Annotated in this window: 24 protein-coding genes; 7 read left to right on the top strand and 17 right to left on the bottom strand. The window is 74.6% G+C overall.

The window, feature by feature from the left end; translation table 11 throughout:
• The first annotated feature begins 4 nt into the window (after nt 1-4).
• Both AC1C2V_RS14670 and AC1C2V_RS14665 read left to right on the top strand, forming a co-directional pair.
• A complete protein-coding gene (locus AC1C2V_RS14670; RefSeq protein ID WP_495390361.1) occupies nt 5-1,447 on the top strand; it encodes a DUF58 domain-containing protein in 1,443 nt (480 codons plus the stop codon).
• Nucleotides 1,444-3,687 carry a transglutaminase TgpA family protein gene (locus AC1C2V_RS14665; RefSeq protein ID WP_495390360.1) on the top strand — a complete coding sequence of 748 codons (2,244 nt, stop codon included), beginning with the start codon at nt 1,444-1,446 and terminating at the stop codon, nt 3,685-3,687. Before AC1C2V_RS14670 ends, AC1C2V_RS14665 begins: the two co-directional genes overlap by 4 nt.
• A gap of 95 nt (nt 3,688-3,782) precedes the next feature.
• Here AC1C2V_RS14665 and AC1C2V_RS14660 read toward each other — a convergent pair whose 3' ends face one another.
• Genes AC1C2V_RS14660 through AC1C2V_RS14650 form a run of 3 tightly spaced genes read right to left on the bottom strand, consistent with a single transcriptional unit; the run spans nt 3,783 to nt 5,922 of the window.
• Nucleotides 3,783-4,211 (bottom strand): SCO2097 family morphological protein, encoded by a 429-nt coding sequence (locus tag AC1C2V_RS14660; RefSeq protein ID WP_495390439.1) that lies wholly within the window; start codon nt 4,209-4,211, stop codon nt 3,783-3,785.
• 38 nt (nt 4,212-4,249) lie between these two features.
• Nucleotides 4,250-5,527, bottom strand: a complete 1,278-nt coding sequence (locus tag AC1C2V_RS14655; protein ID WP_495390359.1) for a DNA polymerase IV — start codon at nt 5,525-5,527, stop codon at nt 4,250-4,252.
• Entirely contained in the window at nt 5,524-5,922 is a 399-nt protein-coding gene (locus tag AC1C2V_RS14650) for an SAV_6107 family HEPN domain-containing protein (RefSeq protein WP_495390358.1), read from the bottom strand. The genes AC1C2V_RS14655 and AC1C2V_RS14650 overlap by 4 nt, the downstream gene beginning before the upstream one ends.
• 298 nt (nt 5,923-6,220) lie before the next feature.
• Here AC1C2V_RS14650 and AC1C2V_RS14645 point away from each other — a divergent pair, with 298 nt between their 5' ends.
• Nucleotides 6,221-7,024 (top strand): spermidine synthase, encoded by an 804-nt coding sequence (locus AC1C2V_RS14645; protein ID WP_495390357.1) that lies wholly within the window; start codon nt 6,221-6,223, stop codon nt 7,022-7,024.
• Nucleotides 7,025-7,181: 157 nt separating this feature from the next.
• Here AC1C2V_RS14645 and AC1C2V_RS14640 read toward each other — a convergent pair whose 3' ends face one another.
• The 5 genes from AC1C2V_RS14640 to AC1C2V_RS14620 form a co-directional block, all read right to left on the bottom strand.
• Nucleotides 7,182-7,385, bottom strand: coding sequence for a cold-shock protein (locus AC1C2V_RS14640; RefSeq protein ID WP_495390356.1), 204 nt, complete (start codon nt 7,383-7,385; stop codon nt 7,182-7,184).
• Nucleotides 7,386-7,603: 218 nt separating this feature from the next.
• Nucleotides 7,604-8,542, bottom strand: a complete 939-nt coding sequence (locus AC1C2V_RS14635) for a proteasome assembly chaperone family protein (RefSeq protein WP_495390355.1) — start codon at nt 8,540-8,542, stop codon at nt 7,604-7,606.
• Between the two features lie 96 nt (nt 8,543-8,638).
• A complete protein-coding gene (locus AC1C2V_RS14630) occupies nt 8,639-9,079 on the bottom strand; it encodes a response regulator (RefSeq protein ID WP_495390354.1) in 441 nt (146 codons plus the stop codon).
• An 80-nt stretch (nt 9,080-9,159) separates the two neighbouring features.
• Nucleotides 9,160-10,371 (bottom strand): sensor histidine kinase, encoded by a 1,212-nt coding sequence (locus AC1C2V_RS14625; protein WP_495390353.1) that lies wholly within the window; start codon nt 10,369-10,371, stop codon nt 9,160-9,162.
• Entirely contained in the window at nt 10,368-11,786 is a 1,419-nt protein-coding gene (locus tag AC1C2V_RS14620; RefSeq protein WP_495390352.1) for a PP2C family protein-serine/threonine phosphatase, read from the bottom strand. The genes AC1C2V_RS14625 and AC1C2V_RS14620 overlap by 4 nt, the downstream gene beginning before the upstream one ends.
• Before the next feature lie 185 nt (nt 11,787-11,971).
• Between AC1C2V_RS14620 and AC1C2V_RS14615 the strand changes: the two genes are divergently transcribed.
• Nucleotides 11,972-14,287 carry a HelD family protein gene (locus tag AC1C2V_RS14615; RefSeq protein ID WP_495390351.1) on the top strand — a complete coding sequence of 772 codons (2,316 nt, stop codon included), beginning with the start codon at nt 11,972-11,974 and terminating at the stop codon, nt 14,285-14,287.
• Between the two features lie 42 nt (nt 14,288-14,329).
• Nucleotides 14,330-15,568: a phosphoglycerate dehydrogenase gene (serA, locus tag AC1C2V_RS14610; RefSeq protein WP_495390350.1), complete on the top strand. Its 1,239-nt coding sequence runs from the start codon at nt 14,330-14,332 to the stop codon at nt 15,566-15,568.
• A 74-nt stretch (nt 15,569-15,642) separates the two neighbouring features.
• Here serA and AC1C2V_RS14605 read toward each other — a convergent pair whose 3' ends face one another.
• The 3 genes from AC1C2V_RS14605 to AC1C2V_RS14595 all read right to left on the bottom strand — a co-directional run bounded on the left by AC1C2V_RS14605 (nt 15,643) and on the right by AC1C2V_RS14595 (nt 17,003).
• Complete coding sequence (locus tag AC1C2V_RS14605) at nt 15,643-15,828, bottom strand: DUF5302 domain-containing protein (RefSeq protein ID WP_495390349.1); 186 nt, start codon at nt 15,826-15,828, stop codon at nt 15,643-15,645.
• Nucleotides 15,829-15,967: 139 nt separating this feature from the next.
• The gene (gene nrdR / locus AC1C2V_RS14600) at nt 15,968-16,498 is read right to left on the bottom strand and encodes a transcriptional regulator NrdR (RefSeq protein WP_495390348.1); all 531 of its coding nucleotides are present in this window, start codon (nt 16,496-16,498) and stop codon (nt 15,968-15,970) included.
• A 166-nt stretch (nt 16,499-16,664) separates the two neighbouring features.
• Entirely contained in the window at nt 16,665-17,003 is a 339-nt protein-coding gene (locus tag AC1C2V_RS14595) for a LysM peptidoglycan-binding domain-containing protein (protein WP_495390347.1), read from the bottom strand.
• Nucleotides 17,004-17,250: 247 nt separating this feature from the next.
• Here AC1C2V_RS14595 and lexA point away from each other — a divergent pair, with 247 nt between their 5' ends.
• Nucleotides 17,251-18,069: a transcriptional repressor LexA gene (lexA, locus tag AC1C2V_RS14590; protein ID WP_495390346.1), complete on the top strand. Its 819-nt coding sequence runs from the start codon at nt 17,251-17,253 to the stop codon at nt 18,067-18,069.
• Between the two features lie 52 nt (nt 18,070-18,121).
• Here lexA and AC1C2V_RS14585 read toward each other — a convergent pair whose 3' ends face one another.
• The 3 genes from AC1C2V_RS14585 to hflX all read right to left on the bottom strand — a co-directional run bounded on the left by AC1C2V_RS14585 (nt 18,122) and on the right by hflX (nt 22,846).
• Nucleotides 18,122-19,081 carry an L-lactate dehydrogenase gene (locus AC1C2V_RS14585; protein WP_495390345.1) on the bottom strand — a complete coding sequence of 320 codons (960 nt, stop codon included), beginning with the start codon at nt 19,079-19,081 and terminating at the stop codon, nt 18,122-18,124.
• A gap of 9 nt (nt 19,082-19,090) precedes the next feature.
• Complete coding sequence (locus AC1C2V_RS14580; RefSeq protein WP_495390344.1) at nt 19,091-21,157, bottom strand: ATP-dependent DNA helicase; 2,067 nt, start codon at nt 21,155-21,157, stop codon at nt 19,091-19,093.
• A gap of 108 nt (nt 21,158-21,265) precedes the next feature.
• A complete protein-coding gene (hflX, locus tag AC1C2V_RS14575) occupies nt 21,266-22,846 on the bottom strand; it encodes a GTPase HflX (protein ID WP_495390343.1) in 1,581 nt (526 codons plus the stop codon).
• Between the two features lie 116 nt (nt 22,847-22,962).
• Here hflX and AC1C2V_RS14570 point away from each other — a divergent pair, with 116 nt between their 5' ends.
• The gene (locus tag AC1C2V_RS14570; RefSeq protein ID WP_495390342.1) at nt 22,963-23,565 is read left to right on the top strand and encodes a class I SAM-dependent methyltransferase; all 603 of its coding nucleotides are present in this window, start codon (nt 22,963-22,965) and stop codon (nt 23,563-23,565) included.
• A 23-nt stretch (nt 23,566-23,588) separates the two neighbouring features.
• Here AC1C2V_RS14570 and dapF read toward each other — a convergent pair whose 3' ends face one another.
• The 3 genes from dapF to AC1C2V_RS14555 are packed head-to-tail and all read right to left on the bottom strand — an operon-like array spanning nt 23,589 to nt 26,298.
• On the bottom strand, nt 23,589-24,515 hold the full coding sequence (dapF, locus tag AC1C2V_RS14565; protein ID WP_495390341.1) for a diaminopimelate epimerase: 927 nt from the start codon (nt 24,513-24,515) through the stop codon (nt 23,589-23,591).
• Nucleotides 24,512-25,528, bottom strand: coding sequence for a tRNA (adenosine(37)-N6)-dimethylallyltransferase MiaA (miaA, locus tag AC1C2V_RS14560; protein ID WP_495390340.1), 1,017 nt, complete (start codon nt 25,526-25,528; stop codon nt 24,512-24,514). Before miaA ends, dapF begins: the two co-directional genes overlap by 4 nt.
• Nucleotides 25,525-26,298, bottom strand: a complete 774-nt coding sequence (locus tag AC1C2V_RS14555) for a hypothetical protein (RefSeq protein WP_495390339.1) — start codon at nt 26,296-26,298, stop codon at nt 25,525-25,527. The genes miaA and AC1C2V_RS14555 overlap by 4 nt, the downstream gene beginning before the upstream one ends.
• Nucleotides 26,299-26,358 lie beyond the last annotated feature (60 nt).

The raw sequence follows: 26,358 nt of genomic DNA, 5'->3' as shown, positions 1-26,358 counted from the left end.
GACCATGACCGGCGACGTCGCCACGGACCGCCCTGTCGGTCGCGTCGAGGGCGGCACCCCTCGCGACACACCCCCGGGCGCCACGACCGCCACGACGGCCACGCCGAAGACCGAGCACCCGGCGCTGGGACGCCTCGCCCGGGTGCGGCCCACCCGCCGCGGCCTCGCGCTCCTGTGCGCGGGCGCTGTGCTCGGCGTGACGGGAGCGCTGCTCGAGCTGCCCGACGTCGTCGGGCTCGGCGCTGCCGCCGCGCTCGCCGTCCTGCTCGCCTGGGCCCTCATGGGCGCGCAGCGGCTCGACGCCGGCCGCGGAGCGCTGGACGTCACGCGCGAGCTCACCCCGAACCCGGTCGTGCGCGACCAGTCCGCCGCGGTCCGCCTCGTCGTCGGGGCCCGGGCCCGCACCGGCGCCGCGTACGAGCGCCTCGCTCGCCTGCGCCTGTCCGAGCAGGCGGCGCACGAGCTCGCCGGGCCGCACGGCATCCGGGCCCGCGTGACGGCGCACGCGGACCGCATCGCGGTCTCCTACGCGCTCACCCCGTCGCGGCGCGGGCGCTGGCCGCTCGGGCCCCTGCTGACCACCCGGACCGACGCGTTCGGTCTGGTCCGCACCACGCAACCCCTGGGCGTCGCGACGCGCGTCGCGGTGTGGCCCCGCACCGTCGAGCTCCCCACCCGCACGCGCGTGCTGGGCGAGGTCGAACGGGCCGCGACCGGTGCACGGCTCGCGTCGACCGACGACTCGGTGCTGCGCGAGTACGTCGCCGGCGACGACCCCCGCCGCGTCCACTGGGCCGGGTCCGCCCGGCAGGGCCGCCTCATGGTCCGCGCCGACGAGAGCGCGGGCGTGCGCCCCGTGACCGTTCTGCTCGACCGGTCGCTGCTCCCGCCCCCGGTGGACTCCCGGAACGGCGCGTGGCCCACGCCCCGCGGCGTGCGCACCCTCGCGGAGGGCGAGATGTCGGTGGAGCTCGCCGCCTCGATCGCCCTGTCGTTCCTCGACGCCGGACACCCGGCACGGCTCGTGCCGACGGGAGCGGGGCCGGCACCGACGCCCTTCGCCGCGGGCGCGCGGACCGGGCGCGCGGCAATCCTCGACTCGACGGTCGACCTGCAGGGGCACCGCGGCGGTGCCGACGCGGAGCGCGCCACCCTCACCACCGTCCGGGCGCTGCGCACGACACGCTCCCAGGACGAGATCACGGTGGCCATCCTCGGCGTGCTGCCCGACGCCGCCCTCCGCGAGGTCGCCGAGCTCGGCGTCGAGGGCACCTGCTGGGCCGTGGTGGTCGCGCCCACGGACGGTCGCACGCAGGACGGTCGCGCGGCCGGCCCCGCCGACCGGACCGTCACGGAGCTGCGCGCCGCGGGATGGCGCGTCACCACCTGCCGGCCCGGGACGCCGCCCGAGCACGCGTGGGCGCTCCTCGCGGAGGGCATCGCATGATCCCCGCCCACGCCGGCCCCACGACCCGCATCGTCGCGTCGGGCGTGCTCGTCGCGGTCGCGGTGGCCGCATCGATGCTCTCTCTCACGACTGTCGTGCTGGCGGGCGGCTGGACGCGGGCCGGGCTGGTCGGGATCGTCCTCGTCTCCGCGACGACGGTCACGACCCGCGTCCTGCTCGAGCGCCGGGCCCGCGCGCAGGGCCGGCGCGCGCGCGAGTCGGGCTCGGCCCTGCCCACCCTTCTCGGGGCCGTCGTCGCCGCCTGGTTCGTGCTCGCCCGGTTCGGCGGGCCCACCGCCGACCCGACGTTCATCGTCACGCCGGAACACTTCGCCCGCGTGGTCACGCGGCTCGGCGAGGGCGGGGAGATCGCGCGCTCCGAGGTGGCACCCGTCGCAGGCAGCGTCCCGATGGGCCTGCTCACCGTGGGGGGCACCCTCCTGGTGCTGCTGCTCGCCGACATCCTCGCCGGCGCCCTGCGCCGCCCCGCGGCGGTCGGCGCGCCGCTGCTCGCGCTCTGGTGCCCCCCGCTCGTGCTCACCGGCAGGGTGCCGTGGGGCGTGTTCCTCGTGACGGTCACCGCGCTGCTGCTCCTGCTCACCGTCGACGGCCCGCTGGCCCCACGGGCCCGGCGTCCGGAACGCACCCCCGCCCCGGTGCGTCGCGCAGAGCGGTCGCGCGCGGTCGCCACCACAGCCGCCGCGGCCGTCCTCGCCGTGGTCGCCGGGCTCGTCGGGACGGCGTCCGCCGCCCTGCCGGGCGGGCCCGCCGGCTGGTACCGGGCGTTCACCACCACCGGCGACACGATCCGGCTGGCCGAGGACCTCGACATCCTGCGCAGCCTCACGGACCGCTCGGACGCCGTCGTGCTCGCCTACGACACCGGGACGGACACCGATGTCGGGCCCCTGCGCAGCTACACGGCGACCGCGTTCGACGGCCGGCGCTGGCAGCGCGGCGAGGAGCGCGGCGGCCGGGAGTTCTCCCCGGGCGACGTGCTCTGGCCCGAGGACCCGCCCGCCGGGCAGAGCGCGGTCCGCCAGGTTGCCGTCGACATCGGCGAGCTGCGCGACGACAAGCTGCCACTGCCAATCGACCCGCGCGCGGTCGACGCCCAGGCCGTCGGCGGCGGCGACTGGGGCTACGACCCCGCCCGCGACGAGGTCGTCGGCGGGCTCACCGACTCCGGCGACGGCTACGCCCTGACGGTCCACGAGCGCGAGCTCGACCCGCGCGCCCTGCGCGACGCGCCCGCCGCCGACCTCGACGACGTGTACACGCAGCTGCCCGAGACGGCGCACGCGGGCGACGTGGAGCAGGCGGCACGGGACGTGGTGGACGACGCCGACAATCCGTATGACCAGGCCGTGGCGCTCCAGCGGTGGTTGCGCGACCCGAGCCGCTTCACCTACTCCACCACGATCCCCCGCGGGGGCACCGGCGACCCCGTCTGGGACTTCCTGCAGCACCGCACGGGGTACTGCATCCAGTTCGCGACCACGATGGTGGTCATGGCCCGCTCGCTCGACATCCCGGCGCGCCTGGCCGTCGGATACCTGCCCGGCGCCCGCACAGGCGAGACGAGCTGGGAGATCACCGGCCAGGACTCGCACGCGTGGCCCGAGATCTACTTCCCCGGCACCGGCTGGGTGCGGTTCGAGCCCACCCCCGCACAGCAGACCGGCAGCGCCCCCGCGTACACGATGCCGAGGGTGCAGGGCGACCCGGCCGCGGTCCCGACATCTGACCAGCTCCGCGACCGACGGCCGACGGCGGGGAGCGATCCGAGCCAGGACGTGTCGCCGACGTCGTCCACCGGCACCGCGGTTAACCCGGTCGTCGACACGGGCCTGCCTGCCTGGGTGTGGTTCACGTCCGGTGCGCTCGTCGTGGGTCTGGCCGGCGTGCTGGTCCTGCTCCTGGCACGTCGGCGACGCGCGGCGCAGGAGCTCGACCCGGAGCTGGCCTGGCAGCAGGTGCTCGGAGCTCTCGCCGCCGAGGGTGTTGAGCTGCCTCCCGCCACGACGCTCCGCCGCGCCCCGGGGGCGATCGCCACCGCCGTCACATCACGGTCGGGCCGGTCGCTCCCCCCGGAGGTGCTCGACGACCTGACGGTCCTCGCGGACGCCGCAGAGTCGAGCCGCTATGCCCGCGAGCCCCACCCCACGGACCCCGCCGAGCTCGAACGGCTCGCGGAGTCGGTGATGGCGGGGCTCGGCGAACGCCTCGGCGCCCGCTGACGCCCGGCCCGAACTGACACCCGGCCCGAACTGACGCCCGGCCCGAACTGACGCCCGGCCCGAGCTGACGCCCAGGCCGAGCGAGCAGGCCCGGGTCAGCGACCCTGGTCGCGACGGCGCTCCCAACGCTCCTCGAGCCGCGTCAGGAAGCCCTCCTTCTTCGGCGGGGCGGCGGGCCTCGTCGTGGTCCGGCCGGGACGTGCCCGGTCGGGGTTCGTCGTCGGGTCGACCGTACCGTCGGGGCGGGCCACTCCCACGGGGCCCGTCTTGCGGGGTGCGGCGAACGCGTACGCCACCCCGGCAAACATGAGCACGAAGCCGACGACTCCCACCCATGCCTGCGACGTGGCGGCACCGAGCACGAGCAGCAGCAGGCCCGCGACCACTCCGACACCGGCCAGGACATAACGCAGTGGCGACCGGCGGCGCGCCTGCTGCAGCGTGTTCGCCAGACGGGGATCGTCGCTGCTCAGCGCGCGCTCCATCTGCTCCAGCACTCGCTGCTCGTACTCGGACAGAGGCATCGAGTCCCCCCGGGTCTCGCGGTGGAACATGAACTCCCTCAGGATATGCCTGCGTTGCCCGGCACGGTAGTCGGCGGGGGCGGACTCGGTCGCCGCCGCGCGGCGGCGCCGAGGCTGATCGCCGAACTTCCGAACCGTTCGCGCACCGCGTCGAGCGCCAACTCGGCCTCGCGCCTCGCCTCCTGGCGCGGATCGACCGCCTCATCGAGCGTCATCTGCTCCGCAAGACCGGTCCTGACCTGCAGGTTCTCCCCGCGCACCCCGACCAACCGCACGGGAAGCCCGCGCAGCTCCGCCGCGGCCAGCAGCTCGCGCGCGACCAAGAAGATCACCCGCGCCACGTCCGTGGGCGCGGGCAGTGTCCGCGACCGGCTGAAGGTGCGGAAGTCGCTCGTGCGCACCTTGATCGCCACGGTGCGCGCCACGACACCCTGATGACGCATCCGCGCCGCGACACGGTCGGCGAGCTCGAGCACCCGCTGCTCCACCGCGCCCAGGTCCCACAGGTCCCGTTCGAACGTGGTCTCGGCCCCCACGCTCCGTTCCTCGCGGCCCGGGACGACCGGACGCGGATCGCGCCCCCACGCGAGGTCGTGGAGGTGGGCGCCGACGACGCTGCCTACGGCCGCCTGGAGCGTCGGCACGTCCGTGTCGGCGAGCTCGGCCACCGTGCCGATGCCCCACCGCCCGAGCGCGGCCTCCGTCTTCTCCCCGACGCCCCACAGCGCCCCGACCGGCAGCGTCCGCAGGAACCGCACGGTGGCGTCCGCCGGGACCAGCATCATCCCGTCGGGCTTCGCGTGCGTCGACGCGAGCTTGGCCACGAACTTGTTCTGCGCGACCCCGACCGAACAGGTGATCCCGTGCTCGGCGTAGACCTGTTCCCGCAACCGTGCCGCGATCGCCGTCGGAGCACCAAGCCTGCGGCGCGCTCCGCTCACGTCGAGGAAGGCCTCGTCGACCGACACACGCTCGACCAACGGGGTGACCGTGGACAGCAGGGCCATCATCGACTCGGAGACCTCGTGGTACAGGTGGTGGTCCGGCGGCACGACCACGGCGTGCGGGCACAGCCGCAGCGCGGCGGCCATCGACATCGCCGACCGGACGCCGAAGGCCCTCGCCTCGTAGGTGGCCGCGAGGACGACGCCGCGCTCCCGGCCGCCGACGATCACCGCCCGACCCCGCAGCTCCGGACGGCGGACGACCTCGCACGAGGCGAAGAACGCATCCATGTCGACGTGCAGGACGGAGGTGCCCGACTCGTCGGAACCCCAGTCGCGGAACGCGCCGACGGCCCGCGGGCCGCGACTCACGACGCCGCCGCCGGCGCGACCGCGAGCGGCCGCGCGAAGCCGGCACGCGGGTCGACGAGCAGCCCGACCTCGTCCCGGAAGTCCTCCGCGCACGCGACCAGCTCCGCGGCACGACGCTCGTCGACCTCCGGCTCGAGCCCCGCCTCGACCGCCGCCCGCACCCGCGCGCCCGCGGCGAAGTAACCCGACCACGCGGCGAGGCCCGGCTCCACGAGGGCCAGCATGTCCCACACCGATCGCGCACGGCTGCGGACCGAGGGGCGACCCCGCAGCGCCACCACCGCAGCCGCCGCCCGGAGCGCAGCCAGATGCGCGTGCACGAAGCGCTGGGCAGGATCGACTGCGTTCGTCGCCGCCGCGAGCTCTGCGTCCGACCGGTCCAGGAGCCGCGTCACCTCGGGGCTCGGCGGCAGGGCGCCTACGACGGCGGGGCCACGGCCACCCGCCGTCCTGGCAGATCTCGTGCGAGCCGACATCCTGCACCTCCCGTGCTCCGCGACCTTCGCCGCGCCCTCGTCAGTGTCGAACACCCGTTCGACTCCTGTCAACCGGCGGCCGGCCGGCCCGGCCGGGCGATGGACCGGGGAGACTGGTCCCATGTCCCGTTCGCCCCGAGGGGGCTCCCGCCCCGACCGCCGGTCCGGTCGACGCCACCCAGCATCCACCGACGCACCGACACTGCCGGACGGCGAGGTGCCGATCGACACCGGGACCGCGCGCGTCGAGCGCGACCCCGACCACCCGGACCACGTGACGCTGCACGTCAACGGCGTGCCCAGCTCGGCGCTCGACCTCGCGGACCCCGGGTTCCTCGCCTTCGAGTACATGCAGCAGATGGCGACCGTGATGGCCACGATGCCGGCCGGACCGCTGCGGGTGCTGCACCTCGGCGCGGCCGGGTGCGCCCTGGCCCGCGCCGTGGAGCACGAGCGGCCCGGCTCGCGCCAGCTCGGCGTCGACGTCGACGCACGCCTGCTCGAGCTCGTGCGGGCCTGGTTCGCGCTGCCTCGTGCACCGCGGCTGCGGCTGCGAGCCGACGACGCCGGCCATGCCCTCGGGACCCTCCCGCCGCAGTCGTTCGACGTCGTCGTCCGCGACGTGTTCGCCGGCGACAGCACTCCCGAGCACCTCGCGGACGCGGAGTTCGCGGCCGCCGCGCACCGGGTGCTCCGGCCCGGCGGGGTGCTCCTCGCCAACTGCGCGGACCGCCCGCCGCTGCACCTCGCCCGCCGCGAGATCGGCACGCTCGCGGAGGTCTTCGGCGACGAAGGGGCGGGCGACGGACGCCTCGGGGTCGTCGCCGAGCCGGCCATCCTCAAGGGCCGCCGCTACGGGAACGTCGTGCTCGCCGCGGTGCGGTCCGCGCCGGCCGGCGAGGCCGACCTCTCTCCGGCGGTCGACCTGCACGACCCGGCCCTCGCTCGCGGGCTGCGCAGCCTTCCGGTCCCGACTCGGCTCCTCGTCGGCGACGAGCTCGCGCGGTTCGCGGGCATCTGAGTTCGCGGGCATCTGAGTTCGCGGGCATCAGTTCGCGGGCATCAGTTCGCGGGCATCAGGTCGCGGGTATCTGAGTTCGCGGGCATCTGAAGGGCCCCGCAACGACGGCGGCCGCGCCCCCATCGGGGACGCGGCCGCCGTCAGGCAGATCAGTACCTCAGAGCGGGACGACCCGCTCCGCCTGCGGGCCCTTGGGACCCTGGGTGATCTCGAACTCGACCCGCTGGGCCTCGTCCAGGGAGCGGTACCCCTGCGTCTCGATCGCGGAGTAGTGCACGAAGACGTCGGCGCCGCCGTCGTCCTGCGCGATGAAACCGAAGCCCTTCTCGGCGTTGAACCACTTCACAGAACCCTGCGCCATGCTGATCCTTCGACCTTCCGTCCACACGGTCACGGGCGTACCGGACGGCAGCCTGTCGCTGCGCGAGCCCGCCGCCGATCCTCCGGAAGCGCGCTCCTGCAACGCGGTCAGTGTGGCACGGACCACACGGGTATGCCACGGACGCCGCGCGACGACCAACCGGGACGGTCGCGACATCACGCCCGGGTGCCAGAACGGACCGGGAGCCCCGGGACCCGTCAATCGTCGTCCTGGTGGGCCAGGAACCGCTCGAACTCCGCGCCGAGCTCCTCGGCCGTCGGCAGCGGCGCCTGCTCGGCGAGCAGGGAGGGGCGCCCGACGGACCGCGTGAACGCGTCGTACTGCTCCTCGAGCGCCTGCACCACGGCCTTGACCTCGGTCGACTCGCCCACCTGCTTCTCGACCTCGATCGTCGCGTCCGCCGCGGCCTCCGCCAGGCGACCCGTCGCCAGGTCGAGGCCCGTGGCGCGCTCGACGTGCCGCAGCGCGACCACCGCCGCCGGCGTGTACCGGGACTGGGCGAGATAGTGCGGCACGTGCACGGTGAACCCGATGGCGTCGTAGCCGGCCTCGCCCAGGCGGTACTCGAGCAGGGCGGCCATCGAGCCCGGCACACGCACGGCGCCGAAGAACGACGTGTAGTCCTCGACCAGGCCCGGCCGCGTCCCGTGCGCCGTGAGCGACAGCGGCCGGGTGTGGGGAACGCCCATCGGGATCCCGTGGAAGCCGACGGTCAAGGAGACGTCGAAGCGCTCCACGAGCGTCTTCACCGCCGCGGCGACGCGCTCCCACTGCAGGTCGGGCTCGGACCCGTGCAGCAGCAGGAAGCCCGTGCCCTCCCGGTCGACCAGGTGGTCGACCGCCAGGAACGGCTCGTCGTACGACGACCACCGGTCGGCGTCGAACGTCATCCCCACCCGCTTCGAGCGGTAATCGAGCAGCTGGTCCACGTCGAAGGTCACGACGCGCGTGGTGGTCAGCTCCTTGGTGAGGTGCTCCACGGCGACCTCGGCCGCGGAGCCGGCGTCGACGAACCCGTCCAGGGCGTGCAGCAGCACCGGCCCGTCGCCGGTCGGCTGCGCGTCCGGCCCACGGTGGGGCAGGGCGCGCGCGACGGCGGCCTCGTCGACCTCGTAGATGCTCTGCGGGTCCAGCAACGGGTTCCTCCTCAGGTACCGACGTGCACGGCTCGGGCGGACTCCCGCCCGCACGAGGCACAACCGTGCCACCGCCCGGATCCTTCCCGAGGGCCCTCAGCGTCGCGGGAGCCGCACCACCGTGACGAAGAAATCGTCGATCTCGCGGACCACCTGGATGAATCGGTCGAAGTCGACCGGCTTCGTCACGTACGCGTTCGCGTGCAGGGAGTACGAGCGCAGCACGTCCTCCTCGGCCTCCGACGTCGTGAGTACCACGACGGGGATGTGCTTGAGCCGCGGGTCGTCCTTCACGGCCGCGAGCACCTCGCGGCCGTCCATCCGGGGCAGGTTGAGGTCCAGCAGGACGAGGTCCGGCGTCGGCGCCTGGGCGTGCTCGCCCTCCTTGCGCAGGAACTCCATCGCGCTGACCCCGTCCGAGACCACCGAGAGCCGGTTCGCGACCTTGTGCTCCTCGAACGCCTCACGGGTCATGAGCACGTCCCCGGGGTCGTCCTCGACGAGCAGGACCTCGATGCCTGCCTGCTGGTCTGTCATTCCCACTCCTTGCCGTCGGTCCCGCCGCCCGTTGACCTGCGACTTCGCACGTCTTCGCAGGTCAGCGACGTGCACCGAGCCTAACCGACGACGGCCTCCGATGCCTCGTCACCGTCCGGGAGGGTCCAGCGGACCGTGGTCCCCCCGCCGTCCGTGGGCTCGAGCCACACCCGCCCGCCGTGGTGCTCCACCACCCGCTTCACCAGTGCGAGCCCGATGCCGGTGCCGGAGTACACGTCCTTGGGGTGCAGCCGCTGGAAGATGACGAAGACGCGCTCGGCGTACTGGGGGTCGATGCCGATCCCGTTGTCCGTGCACGAGATCTCCCAGCCCTCCCCCGGCGCGGACAACCGGCGTGCGGACAGGTGGACGTGCGGCGGGCGCCCCGGGTCGCGGAACTTCACCGCGTTGCCGATCACGTTGCCGAGCAGCATCGCGAGGAGCGCCCGCTCGCCCCGCACCACCGGCAGCGGGTCGTGGGTCACCCGGGCGCCCGCCTCCGCGATCCGCTCCCCCTGGTCGTGCCGCACCTGTTCGAGGACCTGCTCGAGGTCGACCTGCTCGGGCGGGCTTCCCGACCGCCCCACGCGCGAGAAGCTCAGCAGGTCCTGGATGAGCCGCTGCATGCGCCGCGCACCGTCGACCGCGAACGCGATGTACTGGTCGGCGCGGTCGTCGAGCTGGTCCCCGTAGCGCTTCTGCAGCAGCTGCGTGAAGCTCGCGACCTTGCGCAACGGCTCCTGGAGGTCGTGGGAGGCGACGTAGGCGAACTGCTCGAGGTCGCGGTTCGACCTCGCGAGCTCCTGGTTCGACCGCGCCAGCTCGCGCGTCTGCTCGGCCAGCCGGGCGTGCGCCTGCTCGGTCTCGGTGTGGGAGGCGCGCACCTCGGCCACCTGCTGCACGAGCTCGCGGCGCATGTGCTCGACGTCGGCCGCGAGCGCCGCGACCTCGCCGGTGCCCTCGACCCGGATCTCGTGCTCGTGCGCGCCGGTGCTCGCGGCCCGGACGGACGCGGTCAGACGGGCCAGCGGGCCCGTCACGCCGCGCTGCAGCGCACGCCACATGAACAGGCCCATCAGGACGACGAGCAGCACGAGCACGATCACCACGGCCAGCAGCGTGCGGTTCCACGCGTGCGCCGCGTCCATCGCCTCGTCCCCGGCGCCCACGCGCAGCAGCGCCAGGGAGCGCTGGATGGCGACGAGCGCCACCCCGAGCGCGAGCAGGAGCACCGCACCGACGACGAGGAGCAGACGCAGGACGACGTCGCGCAGGCTGCGCTGGTCCGTCACGGGCGCGCCCACTCGGCCGAGTCCGCGAGCGTCGAGGACCGCTCCCCCACCACGGAGTTGCCGCGACCGGTCCAGCCGACGACGAGCATGGCCGCGTCGTCCGTGAGCGGCCCGCCGTGCAGCGCGCGCACCCGACGCAGCACCCGCTCCACCACTCCGACGATGCCGTGCCGCTCCAGCTCCTCCCGGACGAGCTCGTGCAGCCCGGACTGCCCGAGCCGCGGCACGCGCCGCCGCAGCGGGCCGGGGCGGGCGGGGCGCTGAACCTGAAGGGCGACCAGGCCGAGCGCGTCCTTGCCCAGCCCGTCCAGCATCGGCTCGCCGGCGGCCTGCGCTGATGGGACGTCGGCGGCGCTGATCTCCGCCTCGACCAGGCCGTCCGTATACAGCATGAGGGCGAAGGGTCCGTGGAGGGCGATGCGACGCGGCTCCCACCCGCCGTCGACCGGGACCCCTAGCGCGCGCCCGCGGCCCGCCGGCGACAGCGCCTCGCAGCGCAGCCCGCCCACCGGGCCCGTGATGAGCAGGGGCGGGAGGTGCCCGGCCAGGTAGAGGTCGACGGCGGTCCGGTCCGACGTCACGACCACCTGGCAGAGCGTCACGAAGACCTCCGGGCGGGCGCGCTCCGTCAGGAGCACCCGCTCGAGCTGCTCGAGGATGCGCTCTGGCGGCGCCCCGGTGAGGACCAGGGTGCGCCAGGCCGTGCGGAGGGTAGCGCCCAGGGCCGCCTCGTCGGGGCCGTGCCCCGCGACGTCGCCCACCACCGACAGGATGGACCCGTCGGGCCGCTCCACCGTGTCGAAGAAGTCGCCGCCGAGCAGCCCGCCGCCGCCCGGCAGGTAGCCGACCATCACCGACACCTTCTCGTCCCCGACGAGCGGCTTGGGCAGCAACGCCCGCTCGAGCCGCGCCGTCTCCTCGGCGCGGACCGCGCTCCGGTACAGCGCGCGCTGCTGCGCGGCGGAACGGCGCCGCTGCAGCGCGTAGCGCAGCGACCGACCCAGCAGGCGCGCGTCGGTCTCGCCCTTGACCAGGTAGTCGTCGGCCCCTGCGGCCACGGCACGCAGCCCCTGGTCTCCCCCCGTGAGGCCGGTGAGCACGACCAGGGCCGGGACGTCCCGGACCCGCTCGGCGACCTCCCGGAGCCGCTCGATCGCCGTGAGCCCCACGGCGTCGGGCAGGCCGAGGTCCAGGAGCACGCAGTCCACCCCGGGGACACCGCCAGGTCGAGCTAGCGCCTCCACCGCCTCCGCGACGGAGCGCGCGCGGCGCAGCGCGACCTCGACCCCCGCGTCCTCGAGCAGCTCCGTGACGAGCAGCGCGTCCCCGTCGTCGTCCTCGACGAGGAGCACGGTCGCCGTCGCGTCCTCGACCGGCCCCTCGGGCCCGGCTCGCAGGACGTCGCCGCTGCTCATGGGCCAGATCCTAGCCCGCACCCCACCTCGGGCGCGGTGCCCCCCGCCCGGCGCGTCGCCTCTCGGCCCGTGGACGTCGTGCCCGATGCCCGGCCAGATCTGCAATGATGGTCCGCCGCACGAGGCCGCGCCGTTGCACGTGCGTGGCGCGATTGATGCGGCGTGATTGATGCTGGGGAGGTTGCGTGGCGGGCAGGCACGACGAGCTGGCACGTGAGCAAGGGGTCGTCGATCACCTCTACGCGAGACTGGACGAGCTGCGACGCGCGACGCGCGAACGGCTCGCGGACGTACGGAGGTCGGGACCCTCGGGCTCACCGCAGAACCGCAGCGAACGGGACGCCTTCGCCACCCTGTACGAGGACCGCGTGGCACAGCTCGACGCGGTCGAGGACCGGCTCGCCTTCGGGCGGCTCGACCTCGACGACGGCGTCACCCGGTATGTCGGGCGGATCGGGCTCGCGGACGACGAGCACGTCTCGCTGCTCACCGACTGGCGCGCGCCCGCCGCTACCGCCTTCTACCGCGCCACCGCCCTGCACCCGTCCGGCGTCCGCCGGCGCCGGCACCTCGTGACCACCCGCCGCACCGTGACGGGGCTCGAGGACGAGGTGCTCGACCTGGACGCGCTGGCGACCGGCGACGGTGGGGCGACGGGCGCCGACGGTGCCCTCGCGGCGTCGACGCTCTCGGGCGAGGGTGCCCTGCTCGCGTCGCTCGCCGCGCGCCGCACCGGCCGGATGACCGACATCGTCGCGACTATCCAGGCGGAGCAGGACCGCATCATCCGGGCCGACCTCGCCGGGGCGCTGGTGGTCCAGGGCGGGCCTGGCACCGGCAAGACGGCAGTCGCACTGCACCGCGCTGCCTACCTCCTGTACGCCCACCGACGCGTGCTCGAGCGCAGCGGCGTCCTGCTCGTCGGTCCCAGCCGGGCCTTCCTGCGCTACATCGACCAGGTGCTCCCCTCCCTCGGCGAGACGGGCGTCGTGGCGACGACGGTGGGCGAGCTGCTGCCCGGGGTGCGGGCGACCGCCTTCGACCCGGCGGCCGCCGCGCGCATCAAGGGACGCCTCGTCTGGCGCGACATCGTCCGCCGGGCCGTGCGGGCCCGCGAGCGGATCCCCGCCCAGGACGTGCGGTTCCAGCTGGAGGGGTACGACCTCGCCGTGCGGCCGCGCGACGTGCGCGAGGCCATCGCCCGCGCCCGGCGTACCCACAAGCCGCACAACGAGGCCCGGTCCGCGTTCGTGCGGGAGATGCTGTCCCGCCTCGTCGACCAGTACCGCACGGTGTCCGACAACGACCTCGCGCCGGAGGACGTCACGATGGTCACCGAGGACCTGCGCTCGCACCGGGACGTGCGCGTCGCCCTCAACCTCGCGTGGTTCCCCATCACGCCCGAGAAGCTCGTCGCCGACCTCTTCGCGAAGCCGCACCGCCTCGCGGAGGCAGCTCCTGAGCTCTCGGCGGCCGATCGCGCTGCGCTGCGCCGGTCGCCCGACGCGCCGTGGACCGAGTCCGACGTCCCCCTGCTGGACGAGGCGGCCGAGCTGCTGGGCGAGGACGACTCCATCGCGCGTGCCGAGGCCCACACCCGCGCGTCCGAGCGGGCCGCGGAGCTCGAGTACGCCCGGTCGGTACTCGAGTCCACCGGCGCGGGCGGCGGGCTCGTGGACGCCGAGACCCTGGCATCCCGCTTCGAGTCCACCGGCCCGCAGCTGACCACAGCCGAGCGCGCGGCCGGGGACCGCAGCTGGACCTACGGGCACGTGGTCGTGGACGAGGCCCAGGAGCTGTCACCGATGGCGTGGCGGATGCTGGTCCGACGCGTGCCCACGCGGTCGATGACCATCGTCGGCGACGTCGCGCAGACATCGTCCCCTGCGGGGGCACGGTCGTGGGCGGGCGCGCTCGACCCCGTGCTGGGCGGCTCGTGGCGCCTCGAGGAGCTCACGATCAGCTACCGCACCCCGGCCGAGGTGGCCGACGCCGCGCAGCGCATGGCGACCGCGGCCGACCTCCCGGTCTCCCCCCTCACGGCGGCCCGGCAGGTGGACCGCGCACTGGAGCTGCTGCGCGTCGACGACCCCGACCCCTCCGCGCCGGCCCTCGTCCAGGAGGTCGTCGACCAGGTCGTCGCGCTGGCGGGCGAGTTCGTGGAGTCCGACGGCGCGGGCCGGGTGGCGGTGATCGCCCCCGGCGACCGCGTCCCGGCGCTCCGCGAGGCCGTGCGGTCCGCCGTCGCGCAGCGGCTGGGCGCCGAGGGCGCGCGGCTCCTCGCCCAGCGTCCCGACGACGCCCAGGTGAGCGTCCTCGACCCGCGCGCGGCCAAGGGCCTGGAGTTCGACGCCGTCGTCCTGGTCGAGCCTGCCGCCGTCGCGGACGGCCCCGGCCGCTCTTCCGACCTGTACGTCGCCATGACCCGGCCGACCCAGCGGCTCGTGATCGTGCACGGGCAGCCGCTGCCCGCCGGAATCGTGGAGCCGGCCGTGGCGTGAGACGGGTTTGTGGGCGCCGACGGGACAGCGCACCATGGGGGCGTGCTGCGCGCCCTGTTGCTCGAGAACGTCCATCCTGTCGCCGCCCAGAATCTCCGTGACGCGGGGATCGAGGTCGTCACGCGCTCCGGTGCGCTCGACGAGGCCGAGCTGATCGAGTCCCTCGCGGACTTCCAGATCCTCGGCATCCGGTCCAAGACCACCGTCACCCGGAAGGTCCTGGCGAGCGTGCCCGGGCTGCTCGCCGTGGGGACGTTCTCCATCGGCACCAACCAGATCGATCTCGACGCCGCCGCGGCCCACGGCGTCGCCGTGTTCAACGCGCCGTACTCGAACACCCGGTCGGTGGTGGAGCTCGCCGTCTCCGAGATCATCGCCCTGACCCGGCGACTCACGGTGCGCGACAAGGCGCTGCACGACGGCGTGTGGGACAAGACCGCCGACGGCGCGCACGAGGTGCGCGGCCGCACGCTGGGCATCATCGGGTACGGCAACATCGGCTCACAGCTCTCCGTCCTGGCGGAGAACCTCGGGCTGCGCGTCGTCTTCTACGACACGGCCGAGAAGCTGGCGCTCGGCAACGCGCGCCGCGTCGAGACGATCGAGGAGCTCCTCGCGGTCGCCGACGCCGTGACCATCCACGTCGACGGCCGTCCCGGCAACGCCGGGCTCTTCGGCGCGGACCTCTTCGCGGGGATGAAGCCTGGGGCCATCTTCCTCAACCTGTCCCGCGGCTTCGTCGTCGACGTGGAGGCGCTCCGCGAGCACATCCTGTCGGGCCACCTCGGCGGCGCCGCCGTCGACGTCTTCCCGACCGAACCCAAAAAGCGCGGCGACGAGTTCACCTCGCCCCTGCGGGGGCTGCCGAACGTCATCCTGACGCCGCACGTCGGCGGCTCGACGGAGGAGGCCCAGGAGGCCATCGGCGAGTTCGTGTCCAAGAAGGTCCGCGACTTCGTGCAGACGGGATCCACCACGCTGTCCGTGAACCTGCCGGGCCTGCAGCTCGCGCACACCGGTGTCGGCCGCATCATGCTGCTGCACCGCAACGTCCCGGGCGTCCTCGCGGCCGTCAACCAGGTCTTCGCCGACCACGGCGCCAACATCGAGGCACAGATGCTCGCGACGCGCGGGGAGATCGGGTACGTCGTGACCGACATCTCGGACGTGACGCAACGGGGCGCCTCGGCCAAGCTCCAGGAGATGCCCTCGACGATCCGGCTGCGCATCCGCGACGCTTTCGAGCGTCCCGAGTTCCCGCCCGGGCCGGCCGCCGGCTGACCTCGACGACGCCGATGCGCGAAGGGCGCCCCCGGAGTTCCGGGGGCGCCCTTCGCGCGCGTGGTCGAGATCGCTCAGCCGGACTTGCGGCGGAACATCTTCTGGACCGGACCGGCGGTCTCGGAGCCGTGGACCTGTCCCGTGTTCGCGTCCTTGCCCGTGGTCGGGTGGCTGGCTGCGTTCTTCTTCTCCAGCGCCTCCCGGAAGCGCGCCTTCGTATCCTCGCTGGGCTTCTCCGCCCGTGAATTGTCCGTCGTCATCACGATCACCTCGTCGTCCGTCGGGGTGGGCGTGCTGGCACGGCCATCCGCGCAAGCACCTGATCCGGTCCAGCATGCGCTACCGCCATCCGGGACGCCAGGGCATTTCGGGCGTCGGACGCGCGGGCGCCGGACGCCGTCATTCCGTGCCGTCCCCGGCCGCCGCCCGCGCACCGACCGCATCCCGGCCGTCCCCGGCCTCGTCCCCGTCGTCGTCACGGGTCTCGCGCTCGGCGCGCAGCGACGTGATGGCGCTCTCGAAGTCCTCGAGCGACTCGAACGACTGGTAGACGCTGGCGAAGCGCAGGTAGGCGACCTCGTCGAGCTCGCGCAGCGGCCCGAGGATCGCGAGCCCCACCTCGTTGGCCTCGATCTCCGGGCGCCCAGAAGCGCGCAGGGTCTCCTCCACCTTCTGCGCCAGCACGGCCAGGTCGTCGGCGCTCACCGGACGCCCCTGGCAGGCCTTGCGCACCCCGGACACCACCTTGTCCCGGCTGAAGGGCTCGGTGACGCCGGAGCGCTTCGCGACCGACAGGCTCGCGGTCTCGATGGTGGTGAAGCGGCGCTGGCACGCGGGGCACTGCCGGCGACGACGGATGGACGCACCGTCGTCGGAGGTGCGCGAGTCGATGACTCGCGAGTCCGCGTGGCGGCAGAACGGGCAGTGCATCGCTGGTCTCCTGCGCTCGGCTCCGGACCGGCGCCCGGCTGCCCGACAAGGTAAGCGCCCGGTGACGCTCGGCGCAAGCAGGCCCGTCATGGACCGGGCGCCCTGCTGCACCGTGGTGCGCGCCCGTGATGCGCGCCACGCTCGGTCCAGGAAGTGCGCGCGACGCTCAGTCCAGCGGGAGGATCACCATCTGGCCGGTCAGCAGCTCCGCCGACGCCAGCCCGTTCAGCTCGCGCAGCTCCGCGACCACGTCCCGCACGTCCTCCCCCGCCCCGCGCACCGCGCTCGCGTACTGCCACAGCGTCTCGCCCGGGGCGACCGTGTGCAGCCGGACCTCCACGCCGGACCCCGGCGACTCCGCCACCGCGCGCTGACCGGCGAGCCCCGCACCCACCAGGACGAGCACGACGAGCACCATGATCACGACGCGGCCGCGCCGCGTGAGCCGCAGGCCACCGAGCCCCAGAAAGCCGGTCACGTCCTTGGTCGCGCTCGAGGTGGTCATCATCCCGTCCTCCGGTCCACGTCGCGGTTGCCGGCTTCGCCGGCTTCGTCGAACACACGTTCTTCGAACACCTGTACGTCGAACTGCTGTACTAGGTGTACCACGTCCGACCGACACGGTCGAGACCCGATCGAACAGATGTTTGATGTCGGGGGGCATCTGGCCTAGAGTGACGACCAGCGCGATGGAAGGTTTGTCGGATTTCATCGGCCCGGCGGCGGGCCGCCCCTGGAGGACGGAGAACGCGATGACCAGCGGACGGGACCAGGCCCCGGCGACCACGGCGGAGTCGTGGACGGCGACCGCCGACACGGCGACGGACGCCCCCGGCGCCACGCTCGCCTCGGTGAGCGAGCTCACGCCATCCGCCGACCGGCTCACTCCGCGCCAGCGGCGTGTCCTCGAGACCATCCGGAGCTCCGTGGCGGCGCGCGGCTACCCCCCGACCATGCGCGAGATCGGCGAGGCCGTGGGCCTGGCGAGCCCGTCCTCGGTCAAGCACCAGCTCACCACCTTGGAGCGCAAGGGGTACCTGCGGCGCGACCCGAACCGGCCGCGCGCCATCGAGGTCGTCGACCCCGATGCCGGGACCGCGCGCGAGGCGCCGGGCACCGTCGGTGCCCGCACCCCGGGCTTCGTCGCCGGCTCCGTCGCCGGCTCCGTGGCCGGCTCTGACGCCCAGGCGGCCACGCCGCCCTCGTACGTACCGTTGGTGGGCCGGATCGCCGCGGGCGGTCCGATCCTCGCCGAGCAGGTCGTCGAGGACGTCTTCCCGCTCCCGCGGCAGATCGTGGGCGACGGCGACCTGTTCCTGCTGAAGGTCGCGGGCGACTCGATGGTGGACGCGGCGATCTGCGACGGGGACTGGGTCGTGGTGCGTAGCCAGCCCGTCGCGGAGAACGGCGAGGTCGTCGCCGCGATGATCGACGGCGAGGCCACGGTCAAGACGTTCAGGCAGGCGGACGGCCACACCTGGCTGATGCCGCAGAACCCGGCATACTCCCCCATCGCCGGCGACGAGGCACAGGTGCTCGGCCGGGTCGTGGCGGTACTCCGCAGCCTCTGAGCCGCGACGGCGTCACGGCCGCGGCGGCCCGGTCGTCACAGGCCCAGTGTCGTCACAGGCCCAGTCGCTGCTGGACCGCACGCATGCTCTCGGCCGACGCTCGCAGACCCGCGACCTCGTCGTCCGAGAGCGGCGTGTCGATGGTTTCTGCCACGCCGCGCCGGTCGACGAGCGACGGGATCGAGAGGCACACGTCCTCGATCCCGTAGAAGCCGTCGAGGCGTGACGACACGGTCATCACGCGGTGCTCGTCGTTGAGGATCGCCTCGATGATGCGGGTGGCGGCCAGGCCCACGGCGTAGTTGGTCGCCCCCTTGCCCGCGATGACCCGGTAGGCGGACTCGACGACGTCGGTCGCGATCCGGCGCCGCGCCGGCTCGTCGAGCGGCGGCCGGCCGCGGAACGGGCGCCAGTCCAGCAGGGGCACGCCGGCGATCGTGGCCGAGCTCCACAGCACGATCTCCGAGTCACCGTGCTCCCCGGCGATGTTGGCGTGCACGTTTCCGACGGCGACCCCGCAGTGCCGCGAGAGTGTGTCGCGCAGCCGGGACGAGTCGAGCACGGTGCCGCTGCCGAAGACGCGCTCCTGCGGGAGCCCGCTGATCTGCTGGGCCGCATAGGTAACGACGTCCACCGGGTTCGTGACCATGAGGTAGACCGCGTCGGGCGCCACCTCAAGGAGCCGCGGCAGGATCGTGCGGGTCAGGTTGACGGTCGCCTCGGCGAGGTCCAGGCGGGTCTGCCCCGGCTTCTGCTTGGCGCCCGCCGTGACCGCCACGACGTCCGCACCCCGGCACACCTCGATGTCGTCCGAGCCCTCGATCTCGGCCTGCGGGATGAACATGCCGCCGTGCCGCAGGTCCAGGACCTCCGCCTCGACCTTCGCGCGGTTCACGTCCATAAGCGCGACGGACCTGGCGGCGCCCCGGCCGAGCGCCGCGTACGCGAGGGTCGAACCCACCGCGCCGGCGCCGACGATCGCGAGCTTGGTCGTGCTCCGTGTGCCGTTCACTGCTCCAGGCTAGGTGTCGAGCCGACGCAGCGCAGCGCGGACGAGCTCGCCGTCGGTGGTCGGCCAGAAGTCGGGCATCGACCGGGTGAGGAAGGTGCCGTAGCGGGCCGTCGCGAGCCGGGGGTCGAGGACGGCGACGACGCCCCGGTCCTCGCTGCCCCGCACCAGGCGGCCGGAGCCCTGGGCGAGCAGCAGCGCCGCGTGCGTGGCCGAGACCTGCATGAAGCCGTTGCCGCCCGACTCCTCCACGGCCCGCGCCCGTGCGGCCTTGACCGGGTCGTCCGGGCGCGGGAACGGGATACGGTCGACGAGCACGAGCTGGCACGACGGGCCCGGCACGTCCACGCCCTGCCACAGCGAGAGGGTGCCGAAGAGGCACGTCGCCGGGTCGTCGGCGAAGGCCTGGACCAGGGTGGGCAGCTGGTCGTCGCCCTGGCAGAGCACGGGCACGTCGAGCCGCTCGCGCATGGCCTCGGCCGCCGCGAGCGCCGCGCGTCGCGACGAGAACAGGCCGAGCGTGCGGCCCCCGGCCGCCTCGATCAAGCCGGCGATCTCGTCGAGCTGGGCGTCCGTGGTCGGCTCGCGACCGGGGGCGGGCAGGTGTCGGGCCACGTAGAGGATGCCCTGGCGCGGGTAGTCGAAGGGGCTGCCCACGTCGAGCCCGGTCCAGTCCGGGGTCTCGTCGGTGCCGCCCGACCCGGCCAGCCCCAGCGACCGGGCGACGGGGTCGAACGTGCCGCCCAGCGTCAGCGTCGCGGAGGTGAACACCCCTGTCGCCTCGGCGAGCAGGTGCGTGCGGATCAGGCCGGCGACCGCCAGCGGGGCCGCGTGCAGCCGGGTGACGCCGTCACCGGCCCAGGGCGCGTTCTCGGGCGGTCGCGAGCACCACAGCACGTCCGACGTCGTGTCCTCGGCGGCCATCCGCTCCGCGATCTCGAAGAGCTGCAGCACCGCCGACTGCGCCATCTTCATGCCCGCGTCGGGCGCTCCCTGTTCCCGGCCCTTGGGCTCGCCCTGCGGCTTGAGCCGGGTGAGCAGCTCGCGCGCCGCGTCGCGCACCGAGGCGACAGCCGCGCGCAGCTCGTCGGGGAGCCCGAGGGGGAAGCGCTCGGCCGGCGCCGTGGCGAGCAGCGAGCCCAGCCGCTGCGACGCGGCGTCCAGGGCCTCCGTCTCGGTACCCCCGTGCCGCCGCGCGAGGCGGGCCGCGTGCTCGACAACCGTCAGCGACAGGTCCATCGTCGCGGCGGCGGTCACGCGCTCGGCGAGCTCGTGCGCCTCGTCCACGACGACCGTGTCGTGCTCTGGCAGGACTCCGGGGTTCCCGGAGACGGCGATCCCGAGCATCGCGTGGTTGGTCACGACCACGTCCGCGTCCCGCGCGGCGGCCCGCGCGCGCTCGGGGAAGCACTCGGCCAGCAGCGGGCACCGGTTGCCGAGGCACTCGAGGGCCGTGACGGAGACCTGGCGCCAGGCACGGTCGGGGACGCCCGGGACGAGGTCGTCGCGGTCACCGGTCGTCGTCTCGTCGGCCCACGCGTGCACGCGGCGCACTTGGTCGGCGAGGGTGGTCGCGTCGTCGCGCGCCCCGCGGCGGCCGCGCGATGCCGCCGGCGCGGGGTGCTGCTCGGCGCCGGCGCCCTCCCCCGGCCCGGGGTCGGCCGGCAGGTCGAAGAGTGTGGCGCCCTCCACCGGATAGCCGCCGGTGACCTTGTGGCGGCACAGATAGTTGTGCCACCCCTTGAGCAGGGCGACCTTCGGGGCGCGGGGCAGCCGGGGGCCCACGGTCTCGGCGACCAGCGGGAGGTCCCGGGTCACGACCTGGCGCTGCAGCGCGAGCGTCGCGGTGGAGATCACCACGCGCCGCTTGTCCACCACCGCGTGCCGGACCGCGGGCACGAGGTACGCGAGCGACTTGCCGGTGCCGGTGCCCGCCTGGACCAGGAGGTGGCGGCCCTCGTCGACGGATTCGGCGACCGCCTCGGCCATCTGGTGCTGCCCCTCCCGGCGTCCGCCGCCGAGCGCTCCCACGGCCAGGTCGAGGAGCGTCTGGGCGTCGGGGGCGTCGGGAGAGTTCACCCGTCGATCCTAGGGCCGGTCACCGACCGTCCGGGGCCGCGCCCACAGCGCAAGCGAGCCCGAGCACCGCCGCCGGGAACGACAGTCGGGAAGAGCCGCGCGCCGACGTCAGCCGGCGACGGCGACGTGCCGCAGCTCGGCCGCGAGGCCCTCGTCCACGCGCCCGCGCAGCCGTGTGCCCTGGGCGAGGTGCTCCTCCTCGACGGAGCCCCCGGTCTCGTGCGCCCGGTGCACCAGGTCGCCGCGCGAGTACGGGACGACGAGGTCGACCTCGACCTGCGGCTGGGGCAGCTCGGCGGCGATCAGCGCGCGCAGCTCGGCGAGACCCTCGCCGCTGTGCGCGGACACGACGACGCTGCGACGCTCGCGCCGCTGCAGCCTGCCCACGACGGCCGGGTCGGCGACGTCGGCCTTGTTCAGCACGATCACCTCGGGCACGTCGGCGATACCCGGGATCTCGGCGAGAACCTCGCGCACCGCGGTGATCTGCCCCTCCGGGTCGGGGTGCGACGCGTCGACCACGTGCAGCAGCAGCCCGGCGTCGCCTACCTCCTCGAGCGTGGAGCGGAACGCCTCGACGAGCTGGTGCGGCAGGTGCCGGACGAACCCGACGGTGTCGGTGAGCGTGTAGGGGCGGCCGTCCTCGGTGCGGGCGCGCCGCACCGTCGGGTCGAGGGTCGCGAACAGCGCGTTCTCGACGAGCACGCCCGCGTCGGTCAGGGCGTTGAGCAGGGACGACTTGCCGGCGTTGGTGTAGCCGGCGATCGCCACGTTGGGCACGGCGTGCCGCTTGCGCTCCAGCCGCTTGGTCTCGCGGGCGGGGGCCATCGCCGCGATCTCCCGGCGCAGCTTCGCCATCCGGTTGCGGATGCGCCGCCGGTCCAGTTCGATCTTGGTCTCGCCGGGTCCGCGCGAGCCCATGCCGGCGCCCTGGCCGCCCACCTGACCACCGGCCTGGCGGGACATCGAGTCGCCCCAGCCGCGCAGGCGCGGCAGCAGGTACTCGAGCTGTGCGAGCTCCACCTGCGCCTTGCCCTCCCGGGACTTGGCGTGCTGGGCGAAGATGTCGAGGATCAGCGCCGTGCGGTCGACGACCTTGACCTTGACGATGTCCTCCAGCGCGCGCCGCTGCGAGGGCGCGAGCTCGGTGTCGGCCACCACGGTGTCGGCGCCGACGGACGCGACGACTTCGGCCAGCTCCGCGGCCTTGCCGGACCCGAGGTAGGTGCCCGGGTCCGGCTTCTGCCGGCGTTGGAGCATTCCGTCGAGCACCTGGGAGCCCGCCGTCTCGGCGAGCGCGGCGAGCTCGCGGAGCGACACCTCGGCCTCGAGCGCCGCGGCCTCGCCGCCCGAGAACAGGCCCACGAGGACGACGCGCTCCAACCGCAGCTGGCGGTACTCGACCTCGGTGACGTCCTCGAGCTCCGTGGAGAGCCCGGCGACCCGGCGCAGCGAGATCCGCTCCTGGAGGTCGAGCTGGTCCCCGTCGTGGGAGGTGTGCACCGTGGCGCCCTCGGACCGCGCCGTCCCAGCCCGAGCGAGCACCCGTGCCACGACGTCCTGCGCGATCGCCTGAGCGTCGCGCTCCGCCTCGCGGCGCGCGTCCGGCGACGTCTCCGAGCCCGCAGGCCCGGGCGTCGCCGGGTCCTCGGTCGGCGGGGTGTCGGGGTTGGCCGGGGTGTGGGTCAAGGTGTGCCTCTCGGGTCGATGTCGGCGGGCGTGGCCGCCATAGGTCTACAACAAGGGTCCCACGCGAGATCGTCCCGGCGGAGGGCTTTTTTGTGGGGGCGACCTAGGATCGCCGGGTGAGCGAGCAGCCCGACCACTACTTCACCGCCCAGCCGGCCTCGGACGCCGAGCGGCGGCACACCACCCTCCGGCTCGCCGGCCGGGAGGTGGACGTCGACGTCGCGGCGGGGGTGTTCTCACCCGGCGGGGTCGACAAGGGCACCCAGGTGCTGCTGCGCGAGGTGCCCGACCCGCCGGCCACGGGAGACCTGCTGGACCTCGGCTGCGGCTGGGGGCCGATCGCGCTGACGATGGCCCTGACCTCGCCGGACGCCACCGTGTGGGCCGTCGACGTGAACGAGCGGGCGCTGGACCTGCTGCGCGGGACGGCGGTGCGGCTCGGGCTCGACAACCTTCGCGCTGTCCTCCCCGACGAGGTCCCCGCGGACGTCAGGTTCGCGACGGTCTGGTCGAACCCGCCGATCCGCGTGGGCAAGGCGGTGCTGCACGATCTCCTGCGCACCTGGCTCCCCCGCCTGGCGCCCGACGCCGCGGCGTGGCTCGTCGTGCAGAAGAACCTCGGTGCGGACTCGCTGGCCCGGTGGATCGAGACCGAGCTGGGCCTGACCGTGGAGCGGGCCGCGTCGTCCAAGGGCTTCCGCGTCCTGCGCGTCGACTGACGACGGCGTGGACGGCGTGGTGCTCAGACCTCGATCTCGCCGCTGAAGACGAGCTCGGCGGGCCCGGCGAGCTCGACGTGCCCGTCGTCGAGCAACCGCACGCGGAGCAGGCCGCCGGGCACCTCGACCTCCCAGGTGTCGGGCACCGGCCCCGCGGCGCCCGACACGGCCCAGGTGCGCACCGCGAGCGCCGCCGCGCAGGCACCGGTGCCGCACGACCACGTCTCGCCGACCCCGCGCTCGTGCACGCGCATCCGCAGGCGGCCCACCGCCCGGCCCTCGGCGTCCATCGCCTCGGCGAGCGGCACGACGAGCTCCACGTTGGTGCCCTCGGGCGGCAGCGGGTCGACCTCGGGCGCGCGCGTCAGGTCGGCGTCGGCGAGCTCTTCCGTCCGCGCGAGGGCGACCACCGTGTGGGGGTTGCCCACGTCGACGCTCAGGGCCGGCCGCGGGGTGGTCCAGCCGTGCACGAGCACGAGGGCGTCCCCGCCCTGCGCCGCGGACTGCTCGCCTCCCGGCAGGAACCAGGGCCCCATGTCGACGGCGTACCAGCCGCTCGCCTCCTTGCGGACCCGCCGCACCCCCGCGCGCGTGCCGAGCGCGAGCTCCTGCCCGTCGTCGAGGTCGGCCAGGCCGAGGTGCTCGGCGAAGGCCGTGAAGACGCGCACGCCGTTGCCGCACATCTGCGCGGGGGAACCGTCCGCGTTGCGGTAGTCCATGAACCAGATGGCCGCGGGCTCCTCGGCCAGGACCTTGTCGGCGATCTTCTCGCCCGCACGGGCGATCGCCGCCGTGGGGGTGAGGCGGATGACGCCGTCGCCCCCGATGCCGGCGCGGCGATCGGTGAGGTGGCGCACCCGGTCGGCGGTGAGGTCGAGGTCCCCCCGGGTGTCGGCGAGCAGCACGAAGTCGTTCTGCGTGCCGTGGCCCTTGGTGAAGCGCAGCGTCATGAGCCCAGACTACGGCGCACGGCCTGCGCGGAGGGCTCGGGCAGGGCGCCGGCGTCGGCGGCGTGGACCACGGCGAGCGCGTCGTCGAGCAGGCTCGGCGAGCCCGCGTCGAGCCATCGCACGCGCGGGTCGCGGCCGAACCATCCCATCTGCTTGCGCGCCAGGCGCCGGGTGTTCGCGACGATCGCGTCGCGCACCTCGTCGAGGCCGAGCTCTCCGCGCCAGCACGCGAGGAGCTCGGCGTAGCCGACGGCGCGGGCCGCCGTGGTCCCCAGGCCCGGCCCCGTTCCCCCTTGCTCCGGGGAGGCGAGCGCGCGGACCTCCGCCACCAGCCCCCCGTCCCACATCCGCTCCACCCGGTGCGCCACCCGCGCGTCGAGCACCTCGCGGCCGCAGTCCAGCCCGATCTGCACGGCGGGCCGCACGTGCTCCTGGCGCGGCAGGTTCGCCGTGTACGGCCGCCCGGTGATCTGGATGACCTCCAGGGCACGCACGATGCGGCGCGTGTTCTGCGGCCCGATCGACGCGGCGGCCGCCGGGTCGCGGCGGGCGAGCTCGTCGTGCAGCGCCCGGCGTCCCTCGGCCTCGGCGCGCTCCTCCAGTCGGGCGCGCACCTCGGGGTCCGTGCCCGGAAAGTCCATGTGGTCCAGCAGCGCGCGCACGTACAGCCCGGAGCCGCCGACCACGACCGCGCGGGCGCCCCGGCCCGCGATGGCGTCGAGGTCGCGCCGGGCGTCCGTCTGGTAGCGGGCCACGGACGCGTCCTGGAGCGGGTCGAGCACGTCGAGCTGGTGGTGGACGATCCCGCGACGCTCGGCGACCGGGACCTTCGCCGTCCCGACGTCCATGCCGCGATAGAGCTGGAAGGCGTCGGCGTTGACCACCTCGGCAGGCGCCAGCGCCTCGGCGAGGTCGAGCGCGAGGTCCGACTTGCCGGTGGCCGTCGGACCCACGACGGCCACGACCACGGGGGCCGGTCCAGGGGATCCAGGGGGTACGGGCGCCGCTCTCACCCGCCGACACTAGCCCGCCGACCGGCGCGGAGGGGCCCCCCCGCGCGACCGAGCGTCCGTCCGGCCGACCCGGCGTCGGCGTCGCGGCAGACGGTGACGGCGTAGGCCTCCGGCAGATGCCCGCCCCGGGCGGCGACCGACGTCGTCCGCCACGACCACCCCGCCGGCCCGGCGACGGCATCGAGCGCCGCCGCCACCTCGGGGGCCAGGTCGGGAGCTTGGTCGCGGGCTCGGCCGGCGGCACCGCCCGTCGTGGCGGGCGCCGGGCCGCCCACCACGACGATCCCCCCCGCCCCCCGCAGGGTTGCGAGCGCGGCCGGTTCGTCGTCTCCCGGGCCGGGCGCGCGGCCGTCGGGGCCGACCGGCTCGGCGACCTCGACCTCGACCTCGACCTCGACCTCGACCGTGAGGATGCCGGACGTCTCGGCGTCGCGTCCCCGCTCCGCGAGGGCCCGGCGGAGCACGAGCAGGGCGACCGACGCGGGGACGTGGGCGGCCGGCACGCCCGCGACGGGCCAGGCGGCGACGTCCGGGACCCACCGGTCGGACATCCCCGCGCCCCCGAGCGACGGGCGCAGGCGCCCGACCCGGCCGCCGGCGCCACGCGGCACCGGCGCCAGGACCACGAGCGAGCCGGTCGGCACGTCCACGAGCAGCTCGTCGAGGGCGCGGGACACCGCTCGCCGGGCCTCCTCCAGTGGGTCCGCGGCCCCCGCGGCGCCGGGCACGAGCAGGGACGTTCCGGGCACGACCACGGCGCGAACGGGCATCGGGCCAACCTACCCGCGCGGTCTCGCCGCCGTCCGCGGTGCGGGCGGCCGGACGTCCTC

This window comes from Isoptericola sp. Y541 (assembly GCF_059445465.1).
This window is presented reverse-complemented; position numbering and strand designations above follow the sequence as displayed.